Source organism: Granulicella pectinivorans, from assembly GCF_900114625.1.
Lineage (GTDB): Bacteria > Acidobacteriota > Terriglobia > Terriglobales > Acidobacteriaceae > Edaphobacter > Edaphobacter pectinivorans.
Window position 1 is genome coordinate 2,976,228 of record NZ_FOZL01000001.1, and the last position, 13,712, is coordinate 2,989,939.

A 13,712-nucleotide genomic window follows, 5' to 3' on the forward strand; every position below is an offset into this window, starting at 1 on the left:
GATAGGGATTTGGACACGCGTGGTGTTCTATGGGGGAAGTGTGGGGAGGAAGCTCATCGGCCAATCACCTCGACGATGCTGGTGTCGGGGGCGGTCCATGCCTGGGATCCGGTGTGCCTGAGCGTTTGCGTGGCGTCGTCCCAGGTGAGCTCGGTGAGCTTTCTCTGGCCACGCTCATAGGCGTAGGTGTGGCCGTCATCGTCGAAGAGGGTGAAGGCTCCATTCGCACCGGCGTAGACGCGGACTTTCGCGATGGTCTGGACTTCGTCCGTGCTCTCGATCCTGCTGCCGAGCGGAAGGATGGAGCCGGCGCGGACAAAGAGGGGGATCGTGTCGATGGGGGCGGAGGCGGTGATGCGCTGTCCGCCGTGCAGACGCTCGTTGGTCCAGAAGTTGTACCAGTCCGAGCCTGCGGGGAGGTAGACACTGCGGGTGGTAGCTCCCTGTTCGGTGACGGGAGCTACCAGAAGCGCGGGCCCGAACATGTACTCGTCGCCGATGGGAGCGGTCTGGGGATCGCTGCCGAAATCGAGGAAGAGCGCGCGCATGAAGGGCGCGCCGGTTTGGTTGGCGGTGTAGCCGAGCGAGTAGATATAGGGCATGAGCTCGTAGCGGAGGCGGAGATACTTCTCCAGGATCGGCTCGGCCTGTTTGCCGTAGCTCCAGACTTCGTTCTGCTTGCGGGAGCCGTGGGCGCGGAAGTTGGGTTGGAAGGTGGCGTACTGGAACCAGCGCGTGTAGAGCTCGGGGTAGTCGTCGTACGCCCCTACGTTGTCGCGGACGTCGGAGGGGTCGAGGAGGGGTGGGTGCGCTGGGGTGTGGGAGCCGGGGAGGTACTGCCATCCGCCGATGTCGGTGGACCAGAAGGGCATCCCGCTGGCGACGAAGTTCAGGCCGGTGGGTACCTGGCGCTTGAGGACATCCCAGGTGGGGGAGATGTCGGACGACCAGAAGATGGCTCCGTTGTGCTGGGCCCCGAGATAGCTGTCGCGCGCGAGGATGACGGCGCGCTGGTTCATGTCGCGGCGCATACCGTTATAGAAGGCCGCGGTATGGAAGAGGGGATAAATGTTGAAGAACTGGGTGCCGGGGCCGACGTGGAAGAAGCTGCCATTAGGAGGAAGGTCGGGTTCGGTTTCGTCGGCCCAGAAGGCGTCGAAGCCTTTGGCGACGTAGTTGTCGCGGATGATGTCCCAGTACCACTTGGCGGCGGCAGGGTTGGTGGTGTCGATGTCCGCGCCGGCGCGGTCGTAGGGAAGGCCATTGGTGGGTGTGCCGTCGGCCTGGTGCATAAACCAGCCGTTCTTCTGCACGGTCGCGAAGAAGCGATCCTCGGGCACAAAGCGCGGCCACACACTGATCATCGTGTGAAAGTGCAGCGCATGAAGTTCTTTGTTCATCGCGATTGGGTCCGGCCACTTGGCGGGGTCCATGTCCATTTCGCCCATGTGGGTGTAGTGGAACCAGTCGATGACGAGATCGTCGATGGGGAGGTGTCGGTCGCGGTATCCGTGGGCTACGGCGAGCAGCTCAGCCTGTGAGGTGTAGCGCTGCTTGCTCTGGATGTAGCCGAAGGCGGACTTCGGGGGGATGGGGGTGTCGCCCGTGAGAAGGCGGTAGCCGCGGTAGATGGCGTCGTAGTCGCCAGCGATGACAAAGAAGCTGACGCGCTGGCCGACTTCGCTGGAGAAGGTGTTCTGGCCGTTGAATCCAAAGGCGGCGGTGGTCTTGGAGGGATTGTCCCAGACGAGGCCGTAGCCCTTATTGGTGACGAGGAAGGGTACACAGACGCTTTGGCCGCCAGGGGCGTTGTAGTCGTGTTGGCAGTGGAGGACGCGGCCACGGTGGTCGAGGTATCCCTCCTGGTTCTGGCCCATACCGTAGTCGTGTTCGTCATCGGCGGCGGAGAAGCTGGCGCTTACGGTGTAGAACTTATCGTCCTGGGGGCGTCGATCGTTGTTGAGCCAGGCGGTTCCGTCTTTGAAGTTGGGAACGGCCATGCCCCAGCTTTCGAGGTCGATGAGCCGCTTGCCGTCGGCGGCTGTGATCCGGAGACCCACCCAGGGCGCGGAGCCGTTGAAGAATTTGGCGATATCGCCCTGGGTTCCGGTCGCGGGTCGCTGGGGGCCGGAGGCGGCGACAGAGACCGCCAGTTGGGACGAGTGCATCTCGTCGGTGCCGGCGGTGGAAGTCGTGGTCCATCCGGAGGTGGAGCTCTTTGCGGTGATGCCGAAGCCGGGGGCACTCTTCGCGTCGGGGTCTGAGAGGCTCAATGTTACCCGAACGACATTTTCTGCGTAGGGTTCGACGACTACCGTGGCGGCTCCACGATGCAGAACCATCTGGGCAGGTGCGAAAGCGGGGGCACATAGGCCGAGGCAGAGGCAAGCCCGAAGGCCAAACCGTTCGTGCAAGGGATGCTTCTTTTTCAATTCTCCTCTTTCCTGTGTCACTCTCGAAGGAGTGTTGCTGTTGGCCACGAAGTTTGCAGACGGATAAAATGGGCTTCGATTGACTTGAGCACTACACGTGTTCGAAGAAACGACTTACAAGGTTCGTTACAGTGTTCAGAGCGGGATACCTCGGTAAGTTATTGATATTGCTGATAGAGAGTAGAAGGAAAGGGTAGGTAACATACCTCAAAGTGGCCGTGGAACAAACACACACGAAGCATTTGCACGGAGAAGAGCAGTCGCCTGGGCTCTCCCCGGTCCAGCGTGAGCGTGTTATGCGCGCATTGGACGAGGTGATGCAGAGCGGTCCCATGCGCACGACTCTCCAGTGCCAGACGCTGCTGCAGTACATCGTCGAGCACACGCTTTCGGGCGAGACGTCTCTTTTGCGCGAGCGGGTGATTGGCAAGGAGGTATTCGGGAGGAGGCCGGACTACGAGCCCGGAGAGGATCCCGTGGTCAGGATTCGGGCCGCCGATCTTCGCAAGCGCCTTGCCCTCTACTACCAATCGCTGAGCTCTACGCCGGACGTGCGGATCGACGTACCATCCGGATCCTATCGGGCTAACTTCATCTGGAAGGAAAGTGAAGTCGAGACGGCGGTTTCCGCACTCGCGGGGCAGGAACTCCAATTGGCTGCTGCCCCTCCTGCCACCGCGTCGACTTCGGAAGTTGCCGCGGTCCATCCGCTTGAAAGCGCCCCACGATTGGACCGAAAGGTCCACCTGACGATTGTTCCGATCGCCATCGCTGTGCTGTTTCTGCTGGCTGCCCTCTCAGTGGCACTTTTTCTTCACGGGAAGAACGATCGCATGCTTCGTGCTGTTTGGGGGCCGTTATTGGATAGCCCGAAGCCGATTCTCATCTCGATAGGAAGCAACGCTGTCTACCGCGTCTCGGACGATAAGGCCGATGAGTATAGCCGGGAGAACCATCTTGAGAACTCCGGGATGGAGTTTTTCCCCCACTTCTCCTCCACTCAGACCTACGGCTCAACTGGATTGCAACCTGCCGAGAACAGCTTCGTCGCCCTCGGCGATGTCGCGACCGTGTCTGAGGTGGTCGCCACACTCGCGCACTTTAGCAAGACGTTCCAAGAGAGATTCCCCAACGATATTTCATTCGCGGAAGTGCGTAGCAATCCAACGGTGCTCATCGGGGGGTTCAACAACTCTATGACCCGGGAGCTGAGCCGTAACCTCCGATTTGTCCTGGCTGCGCGGAACCGGATCGAAGATCGAAATCAGCCCGGCAAGGTATGGGAGCTCCATGCCTCCACCGACTCACACGATACGGAAGACTACGCGATAGTCACCAGGATTTTGCGCCACGATGAGGTCGAGCCGATGATCATTGTGGCCGGCATGGGGCAGTACGGAACTCTGGCCGCTACCGATTTCATATGCCAACCGAAGAGTCTGGATGAATTGAGCCGTAGTCTAGGCGGGGACTGGCAAAAGCAAAACTTCCAGATGGTCCTCCGCATCAAAGTGATCGACTTCAAGCCAGTCTCCACGTCGATCATTGCAACATACGTCTGGTAGGAAAGTCTGAGGCATTTCGCGAGGGACTCTCTGCACTTTGAAACCCACCTGCACCGGTTTCAGTGTATGGCGTCCAGAGCCGAGGAAGATGTCTCGAAGTCATCAGAAGTGAAGCCTAAGAGAGAGCTGAATGGAACGCGGTCCTCCAGGCTCATAGAGCGAACCTGTCGCTCCAAAACTTTGATTGAGCATGCGCGTTGGCTGGCCAAACTGGGCATCCGTGAGGCCTGGGTCGAGATATCCGAAGTTCGGGTGATTGAAGACATTGAATATGTCGAGGCGGATTTCCAAGCTCGTCTGGCCACGGATAGAAAGTTCCTTTCGAACCGCCACATTGAACTGATAGGCCCCGAATCCCCGGAGAGTGTTCCGTGGAGCATTCCCTGCTTGATCGCCGTTAGGCAGCGCGAAGGCGGGGTCGTCGACAGTGGGCCCACCGTTGAACATTCTTCCGCCGGGCAGGAACGGCCCACGCAGGTATCTAGGCTTGCCCGGAATCAAGTCCACCCCGCTGTAATACCGATCACCGGTCGCCGGATCGGAAAAGATATTTCCAAGTGGCGTGACCGGAAACGAAGTCCTGGCGGTCAGTCTTCCATCAATGCCCCAGCCTCTCGCGAAGTTCTTCATCGATCTTCCAAACATATGGAGCGGCTCGTCCCAGGTGAATGCCGCCTGCAGATTGTGCCTTACATCCAGATCTGAATTGGCACGAGTGAAGGCGAAGGCTGGATTGGTAGACCCGTAATCAATGGCATGAGCCCAGCCATAAGATCCGAGAATCTGCAGGCCGTGCGAGAGAGAGCGTTGGAACCTGATCTGAAGAGCTTGGTAGCTTGAGGAGAGTTGGCCTGGGAAATAGTTCACCTCTCCAAATTCGGGGTTCTCGTTCCTGACATCCGTCCGGCGTTTCTGCAGCAGGCGCCGACTGTCCGTGCCTAGCCAAGACAAGCTCAGTGTCTGACCTATGCCCACAGACTTTTCCATGGCAACATTCCATTGAATTGTGTAAGGAAGCTGAAGATGTTGAGGAAACGCGAAGACCGTTGTGTTCGTGTAGGGAGCGGAAACAGCAGTCGAGATATTGAGTTGCGTGGGAGTAACGGGAACCGGAACGTTGGTCTGATGATTCGTCGCCGAAAACCCAAGTGCGTTAAAGGCCTCTGCAGCAGGACGGTTGGCTGTCCCAAAGAAGACACCGGCGCCTGCCCGTATCAGAAGCTCTTGGCCCGGCATGTTATCCACGGCCCACACTGCTCCGAGTCGAGGAGCGAAATTAAATAGTTCTGTATGCCATAGTGGGGTACCTCTGGGGGCCAACGAGAGCGTGGCGGGGAGAGCGATGCTGCCGGCCAACGTGTAGGCATTCTCAGTGCCTGCACCGTGTGGAGGCGGACTAACCTCCCAACGCAGACCTGGAGAAAGCGTAAACGACCTCGAGAGCTGCCACTCGTCCTGCATGGTAGCGAGCGCCGTGAAGGCAACCTCCCAGGCAGCCGGATCGGACGTCTGGTTCAAAGGGATTCCATCGACGTCTTCGGCGATCCATCCATTCCACTCCGGGATCGCCATCAGGATGGACGGGAGGTAGTCTCGAAACTTTCGGGAGAGCGTCAAGGTCAAAGCGAACTCGCGGGTATTGGGTTCTCCGACTGCTTTGAACCAGACCCTTTCGGCCTCATATCGCATCGAGAGAAGGCAGAAGTCGATGCCGCAGTTCACCTGGCGGATGTCGTGGAGTTCTTTCGCTCCGAGTCGGCTTCGTAGCTCCTCGATCCATCCCAACCGCGCAAATCGGCCCAAGTCCTGGGTTTCACCGTGCAGAAGCGCCGTGATCGCCGATCGTTGAGGGGCTGGCAACTCGTCACTGCCAATCTCGGCGAGAGGGAGGAATAGGTGATCTAAGCCTGGCTCCGAGCTTGGTTTCAGCTGCTCATGAACGGAGTAGCGGATCGCCCCTTCAGTGGACGGAAGTTCGGCAAGTTGCAGGGTCTCAAGTCTATAACGCTGGGACAGAGCCTTCTGGAACCCTCGCGCCTGACGGACACCGGGATCGAGATGCACAGTCGGAAGATGGACTCCCGTGTTGTCTCGCACGCTGAAGATCCGATGGCTGGCCGGATCAAGGATGACGGGTTTGCAGGTGTTGGGATCGACCGTATTCATCGGAACCTCGGAGCAAGGTCCGGCGTCTTGGCGTCCGTCATGAGGAGACAGTGGTCCGTGAGCGCCGCGACGCACTCTCTCGTATCGGTGAGTGCCGTCTCTTCGTCGATCCCGGTCTCGCGTGAGAGCGTGTGAGCGATCTCCGTAACAGATGCTCCGGCCGCGAGACGGTTCCAGATCAACGTCGCCGTCGGATTGAGACTGAAGAACCGGTCCGCCCGGATGTCCAGTATGAGGGCTCCGTCCTGGTCCTGCACACAGCGCACATCGGATCGAATTTCCTGCATGATCGTTCCTCTCAGGCTTGATGCTTCCTGGAGCCCAGTGAGACGGAGCTTAGGCCCGATCGGGCGCGGGGACGCAGGAATGTGAGGAATGGCCGACAAGTAATCGTCGCGTTGCAAGAGAAGGACAAAACGCCGTGTTGGAAGGGTACGGATGTCGATCGACGGACCGACAATTAAAACGAAACCGTATGGTGACGGGCCCAGACTCAGACCACCCGCGCGAGGATCCCCGTGACCTGGCCCAGGATCTGGATCTCCGCGCGGCGAAACTTGATCGACTCATTCGATCGCGCAGCCGGATGTGAGGTCAAAATCACATCACGGCCCTCCGCCAGCAGATAACCGCACAAGAGCGCCGGGGAGGCACGTCCAACCTCGATGACGTAAAGTCTCCGTGCCCAGTCTGAGGCGGTGGCGTCGCGGTTGAGGCTGCCGACAGGAACGGACTTGGGGTCGATGTGCAGGATCGATCCCGCCCGCAGGAGGCGCTCCAGACCTCTGAAGTGAGTGGTTTGGTTGAGACGAAGCACCTCGTGGGCACGCTGCGCTGGGGACGGGGAGACGCGTCGCAGAAGCGCGGGCCACTCCCTCCAATCCTTCAGGAACGCCGCCCAGAGTTCCTGTGGCTCGGGTGCTTCGATGGGTGGTGGAGTAGAAAGTGGCATAAGACCTGATCGATCTCCCAGGAGATCGCTGAGCGGATACTTATTGCGATCATCCATCGTGAATCCGCAACTGCGGAAGACGTCGCGCAGACGTAACGAGGCGATGACGGACATCGCGAGCGCGGAGGAGGTATGCGGAAAGCGCTGAGCGCGATGGAGACTCAAGGCATACTTTCCGCTCACGCGAATGCCGTGCAGCGAAAGCAGCTTGGCGTTACACCGATCGATGTCCATGCGGCGCAGGCCAAATCGCTGGCAGTTCGCGTGAAAGAGACCCTGGAGAGAACGATGGTCCCATGGCGCCAGAGCTGCGGGAGGACGGCGCGGCATCTTCTTGGGGACAGATCGTCGATAGCCCTCGGTCGGGAGCGTCGCCGCGAAGGCCGTGACGACACCCAGAACGATCGCCTCGCTATGAAGTCTCCATCGGCGCGGATTGGAGAACGTCGGATCGCGAGGGTACAGCACCAGCGTCCCATTCTCGATGCCGCAATGGCAGGCCGTGTATCCCTGCGGATGCTGGACGAAATAGATTCTCTCCGGCGACAGCGGGTAGAGAGAACCCTCCGGCGGGCGCACAATCTGGACGTAGGCTCCGGGAGGAATCTCGGGAGCTGCGTCGCTATCGAAGATGCCGAGCTTTCCGTAGAGGCATCGCGACGCACGCCACTGTGAGCCCCAGATTCTCTCGATCGGCACCTCGTGCCAACGCTCAATCAGTTGGGAAAGGAAGGCAGTTCGTCCGGAAGCGAGATCCGCACCCAGATGTGAGGGCACTGAGACCTTCCCAGGACCGAAGAGTGTGTGTTCGATGAGTCGGGTTCGTTCCGTGTTCAGATCGAGCTCTGTCAGTACAAGGCCATCGAGGTCGAACCCGAAGAGCGCGAAGGTGCTTCCCAGCGTGAGTTGGAAGATCTCGCTGATGGCCCGCAGGTGCTTGAGGTTGGGGATGACGCCCTTATGGCGAATGTTCGCGATGAAGTTCGGGTTGAGCGCGTACGCTTCTCCCAACTCACGGCTCCGAGTTGCCATCGCGCTTCCGGAGTAGCCAAAGAGATGCTGGAGCTGGGTGAGAAGCGCGGCGGCCTCGCGGTGACCCATGGCGTCACCTCGCGATCCATGCTGGATGGAGGTGCTCGTGTTTGCCGGACGTTGACCGATAGCGTCCCGCGCCGCCCGCCTGCCGTGGCCGGACGGAGACGCGTCGAGGGAATGTTTCGGTCACGGATGATGGCAGGCGTGTCATAGGTTGCAGTGGATTCAGGAGCGAAGGATGGAGTGCCCTCATTCCCGAGCGATTCACGACGAAAAAGCGGGACACTCTCTCCACCAGATTCGAAGGAATCGAAGGCGCGGTCCAATACTTCTTTCCGATGACGCCATAGCTCGCGTGTATGGGAGCTTTCCTATGCATGCGATCTGGCACATGGATCCATCGATTTGGCCTTGACCCCAGCACGCAGAAGGACGGATCTCCCCGCGTTCGGCCCACCATGGAAGAGTCCCTCATCCCGTATCGGTAAATCCTGTCTCCGGTCTTGCGTGTAAACCATGTCCTCGGTACCTACTAAGGGCGCTGCCCTGGCGCGGTGCAAGAGGTCTCCCATAATTTTTCTTTCGTAAAAGTCACTGCGCTGCGCTTACCCCTCGGGTGGGCGATACCCCTCCTCGTTGCGCCTTGCCGCCCCGGCTTCGCCAGGAGGCGTTCGGCATTCAGGTACCAACACCAAATCCGCATTGATCGTCTTTGGACGCGACGCCGGACAGACCATCACTGTTTGCACCGATGACCACTGCCCGGTACATGACCCTGCCACCGTCGCCCGTCTTGCCAAGCAGGAAGCCGATAACCCGGCCCCTGTCATAGAGCCAGCACCGTTGCCAGCGGCGCCGATTTCGATAGCCTACTGCGGACGGAACCGCAGGTTCAGCTCCACGAATCCTCCCGTGTTGAACAATCATTCAAACGACTCAAGTCGTACCCGGACTCTCATCCCGCTTGGTCCCCGGTCGCCGGCTGCGCGGTAGACACGTTCCGAGGCTGTTATGAAAGCGGTGCCTACCGACATCTAAAAGTTGAGAGAGAGAAGGTAGGCCGCGCCTGTGTTCCAGCGTTGCGAGCTAGAATTCAAAGATGCACGGTACTCAGCTCGTCGTTCTAGTAGTGATCTTCTTCATGACCAGCGCGATCAGCGTCGTCACGGGAAGCACCTCGCTGATCACAGTTCCGGCAATGCTCTACTTCGGCGTAGCACCCCGCACTGCACTTGCTACGAATATGTTCGCGCTCACGTTTCTCAGCCTTGGCGCGTCATTGCCTTCGAGAGGGAACGCCCTGATTGATAGGCGTCGCCTTCCCATCCTCGCTCTGTTAACCTCGCTTGGCTCGATAGTCGGGGCGGTCCTGTTGCTTTTTCTTCCCGCACGTTCACTAAGCCTCATCGTGCCCTTCGCCATGATCGGTGTTGCTCTGTTTTCGACGGTTTATCGCAAAGCAGGCGGCGATGTGCAGCTTCCGGCCAACCCTCGGTTGGAGAGGATCGGGTACGGACTCACGCTCATTTTGGGAATTTATGGCGGTTTCTTCAGTGGCGGATACGTCACTCTCTTGACGGCTCTCTTCGTGGCGACTTTCCAATCGTCTTTTCGAGAAGCTATTGCCACGACGAAGGTTCTCAACGTCTTCTCGTCGTCTCTCGCAACGGCAATCTTCATGTGGAAGGGTCTCGTGGATTACAGGCTCGGATCGATCCTTGCCCTGACGATGTTTCTCGGCGCGGCTTTGGGGATGAAAGTCGTCGCTCGCCTCGCTGACAAATGGATTCGCCGTGTCTTTCTAACCGCTGTTTGGGCATTGGGCCTGAAGGCTTTGCTTGTGGACTTGCTAGGTAGACATTCAGTGCAGACCCAACCCCGCTCGTCGGGAGCTAACCCTCTTTAGTCGATGTAGCGTTTGCGTTCTCGCTATTGCAACGCTATCAGGACGCGCGTCGCGTGAGCCGTTTGATGATCGATACGCCACAAAGAGCGAGGGTCGGAAGCTTTGCTTTCGACCCTCGCTGTCTGTGGCTCAGAAGGTTCTAGAAGCTAACCTTGAAAGCAAATTGAATGTTGCGCGGTTCACCTTGGCCAAGGCCGGGAGCAAGAGAAGAGTAACGAGTTGCGGATAGCACGCCGAAGCTGGAACTGCTCAGCGTGCCACTCGGGTTTGCGAAGTTAGCCTGGTTCCAAATGTTGAAGACTTCCGCACGGAGCTCTGTGCTTATCCTCTCAGTAACGGGCGTTATCTTTACGAACGAAAGATCGACGTCACCGAAGCCAGGCCCGATGACGCTGTCACGACGTTCGTTGCCCAACGTGCCTGCGACCGGAGCGGTCCACGCGCTCTTGTTCAGGTAGGAGTAAGTACGGGACGTGCTGGTTGCGGTGGTGACACGATCTATACGTGCGTTGACGCCTGCAACACGGTTCGGTCGATCGCGGCTTGCCTCGCCCGATCCGCTGGTGTTGGTTCCGACCAGAATGTTGATCGGTGTGCCACCTGCGAAGACGTAGAGCGCATTCACCTCATATCCCTTGGTCAGACGGGGGGCATGACTGGTAAACTTCGGCACAACGTACCGAGCAGAACCGGTAAAGTTATTCCTCACGTCAAAGGTTGACAGGCCGTAGTCGTCGCGCAGCCTGAAGGAGTTCTGCGGTGTTGTGGCGCTTGACGAGTCGTCCAGCGACTTCGACCACGTGTAGTACACCTTGGCGGAAAGACCTTTCCATTGACTCTGTACCAGAGACACCTGGAGCGAGTTGTAGTTTGAGGTTGCGCCACTGTTTACCTGGTTGATTGCCGTCAGGTAGGGGTACTGGGTTGCGTATGGACGGATGCGTGCTGCTGCATTCGTCGTGATGGGAAGCTGATTCAGATCGGCCACGTAGGCCAAGCGGCGACCGACGCTGCCTGCATAGGTGATCGTCAATAGCGTGTTCCGCGCGAGCAGTTGCTCCACGTTGACGTTGTAGTTCTGCATGAACGCAGCGCGGTAGTTGGGATTGATGGCCAGGATACCCAGCGAGGTCGTCGGCTGCCCGTTCGTTCCGAACTGCACACCGGTCGGGAACTGCGTCTGGCCAAGCGTAAAGGCCGCTCCGCCATTCACCGTGATTGCAGCGTTCGCATCGCCCGGGCTTCCGAAGATGCCGGCGCTGGCACCGTTACCTACGCTGTTGTAGACGAACTGGCCAACCGTAGGCTGATCGTAGAACCATCCGAAGCCGCCGCGAATGACGGTGGTGGGGTCTTTGAACGGCGTGAAGGCAAAGCCGACGCGCGGTGCGACGTTCCCAAGGTTTCGGGCGTAGATTGGGGCCTTGAAGTAGCCGCGTTCCGGCGTGAAGTTGTAGATGGAGTTGCGATCGTCGCTGACGGCCCCCGGATAGCTCCAACGCACACCATAGTTAAACGTCAGGTGATTGCTTACCTTAAAGTCGTCGGCTGCGAATAGGTCGAAGGTGTTCACGATGTAGACGCGCTGCGGGTTGTTCCGAAGAATGGTCGCACCTGAAGCATTGTTGCGCGTCTGGCCGGCCACGAAATCTGCCACCTGGATTCCGGTGGAGCACTTGTTCGCTCCAACGTTTGTCGGGTCCAGACCGGCGGCGGCGCACTCTGCCGCGGTTACGGGGTTTGCGCCGTTGTTGGTGTAGCGCGTGCCATCGAAGTTGAAGGTGCCGCGGCCGTTTACGAAGTACGCGACGTTCAAGTTTGCGTGGCGATACTCACCGCCGAACTTGAGTTCGTGATGGCCGATCGAGTAGTGGAGGGTATCGTCGATGTGGCCGGTGACGTCCTGGCGTCCCAGCGGCGGCGTTGCGCCAGTGTAATCGAACGACCCGATATAGAACTGTGGGGCACCCTTCGCCAATTGACCAGTTAGCCCTAGGTTTAGACCAGCAGCCTGCACATCGAAGCTTGTGTTGCGATCGTTGAACACCTGCAGGAACGACTGTGCGGCGACCGTGATCTGGTTGACAATTTTGCTGTTGAACGCACTGTTTTGAGCGATCTGGAAGTTATGAATATGCATCGGAGCCGTTTCAAAGTAGTCCGCGAAGTGCGAGCCTACGTCGGCCGACTGCGCACCCGTTGTGCCCAGGTAGTGCGCCGAGATGCTGTACTTGTCGTTGAAGTTATGGTCCAGCTTGATGATGCCGTTATAGCTGCTATACGTATTCCGCCCGTTGGATGTGTACTGATTCGAGTAGCCGGTCGACGTACGCGCCGCCGCTGGAAAGAGCAGGGTGTACATGTTCAGCGCAACCTGGTTCTGTGCGATGCCGCGGCTGGCGAGCAGGCTCTTAGCGGCAGTGATCCAGGTGTCGTTCACCACCGTGTCCGAAAGGCTGTTGTTGGCGTTGGCAATCTGCACTTCGCCTGCGAGGAAGAAGAATGTCTTGTTTTTGAAGATCGGTCCGCCGAGGGTAAAGCCTCCCTGGTGGTTCCTGATTTCGGGGATGCGGCTGCCTACGGCCACCGACGGGCTGAGCCATGCGAAGAGTTCGTTGCGGTCGAAGTAGAACACGTCGCCGTGCAGCTTGTTGGTGCCGGTGCGGAGCACCATGTTGCTGTTCGCGCCGCCGTTACGACCCTGGTCGGCTTCACCGGCTGCCTGGAGCGAGAACTGATCGATCGCCTCGATGGGGATAAGGCCCCCCGCGATACCAGCAATACCGCCCTGATTCGAAGCCACGGCGTTGGACCACGGATCATTGTTGTCCGCGCCGTCAATTTGATAGTTAATGCCAGCCGTACGTGAGCCATTCACGGTGTTCTGGCCGAGATAGGGATTGATACCGGGAGCAAGTTTCACCAACTGCATAAAGCTACGGCCATTCAAAGGAATCTGCTGCACCGACTTCTGATCGACGATGGATACGAGCTGACTGTTTGTCGTATCAAGCTGGAGACCCGATGCTTGCACGTCTACAACCGTGGACTCGGCACCGATAGAGAGCTGAACCTTCTGATCGCGGATCTTGGAGACTTCGATAGCGATGTTGTCCACTGCCTGCGCCGAGAAACCGGGGGCAGTCACGAACAGTTTGTAGTTGCCCACCGGCAGCTCAGGGAAGCTGAAGCTTCCAGCGCCGTTGGTCTTGCTGTTCGAGACATCGTTCGTCGCGGGATTGGTCAACCGGACAGCCGCATTCGCGATGGCGGCGCCGGAGGTATCCACCACTGTTCCGGTGAGCGTGCCACGGAACGTCTGTGCGCCCGCGAGCATGGACGATATCAAGATCGCAATTGCGACCAGTGAAAGCCAGGTTGATCGAGAAGGAAAGGCCATTTCTACTACCTCCTGAAATGTTACGGATGAAGACGAATCCCTTCGGATATCGCGTTATGAATATTCCGCGAGGTGTTGTCAGCGCGGATGCGGTGATCCAAGATGTTCGAGTGTCTGCGATTTGTGAGAAATGCTCCGTATGCATCCTGCTCTGTACGCTCATGTGGCTCTGCGAGCGCCAAGATAACCGATGACACGAAACGATTTATCGGATGGTTGAGGAGACGTCTTCGCCGTGTTGGCTCATAGTTTTCAT

Annotated in this window: 7 protein-coding genes; 2 read left to right on the plus strand and 5 right to left on the minus strand. The window is 58.6% G+C overall.

Translation table 11 applies throughout. The annotated features are described in order from the left end of the window. Nucleotides 1-53 precede the first annotated feature (53 nt). Entirely contained in the window at nucleotides 54-2,342 is a 2,289-nt protein-coding gene (locus tag BM400_RS11705) for a glycoside hydrolase family 31 protein (RefSeq protein WP_089841815.1), read from the minus strand. A 422-nt stretch (nucleotides 2,343-2,764) separates the two neighbouring features. Here BM400_RS11705 and BM400_RS11710 point away from each other — a divergent pair, with 422 nt between their 5' ends. Then, a complete protein-coding gene (locus tag BM400_RS11710; RefSeq protein ID WP_141223900.1) occupies nucleotides 2,765-3,997 on the plus strand; it encodes a hypothetical protein in 1,233 nt (410 codons plus the stop codon). Nucleotides 3,998-4,099: 102 nt separating this feature from the next. Here the strand turns inward: BM400_RS11710 and BM400_RS11715 are convergent, their stop codons facing one another. The 3 genes from BM400_RS11715 to BM400_RS11725 all read right to left on the minus strand — a co-directional run bounded on the left by BM400_RS11715 (nucleotide 4,100) and on the right by BM400_RS11725 (nucleotide 8,216). Beyond that, nucleotides 4,100-6,163 (minus strand): outer membrane beta-barrel protein, encoded by a 2,064-nt coding sequence (locus BM400_RS11715; protein ID WP_089839330.1) that lies wholly within the window; start codon nucleotides 6,161-6,163, stop codon nucleotides 4,100-4,102. Continuing rightward, the gene (locus BM400_RS11720) at nucleotides 6,160-6,450 is read right to left on the minus strand and encodes a PqqD family protein (RefSeq protein WP_089839331.1); all 291 of its coding nucleotides are present in this window, start codon (nucleotides 6,448-6,450) and stop codon (nucleotides 6,160-6,162) included. Before BM400_RS11720 ends, BM400_RS11715 begins: the two co-directional genes overlap by 4 nt. Before the next feature lie 206 nt (nucleotides 6,451-6,656). Next, entirely contained in the window at nucleotides 6,657-8,216 is a 1,560-nt protein-coding gene (locus tag BM400_RS11725) for a hypothetical protein (RefSeq protein WP_089839332.1), read from the minus strand. Between the two features lie 1,033 nt (nucleotides 8,217-9,249). Here BM400_RS11725 and BM400_RS11730 point away from each other — a divergent pair. Next, nucleotides 9,250-10,056, plus strand: a complete 807-nt coding sequence (locus BM400_RS11730) for a sulfite exporter TauE/SafE family protein (protein WP_089839333.1) — start codon at nucleotides 9,250-9,252, stop codon at nucleotides 10,054-10,056. A 139-nt stretch (nucleotides 10,057-10,195) separates the two neighbouring features. On the opposite strand, the gene BM400_RS11735 is transcribed toward BM400_RS11730, so the two are convergent. Next, entirely contained in the window at nucleotides 10,196-13,393 is a 3,198-nt protein-coding gene (locus tag BM400_RS11735; RefSeq protein ID WP_245781832.1) for a TonB-dependent receptor, read from the minus strand. Nucleotides 13,394-13,712: the final 319 nt, after the last annotated feature.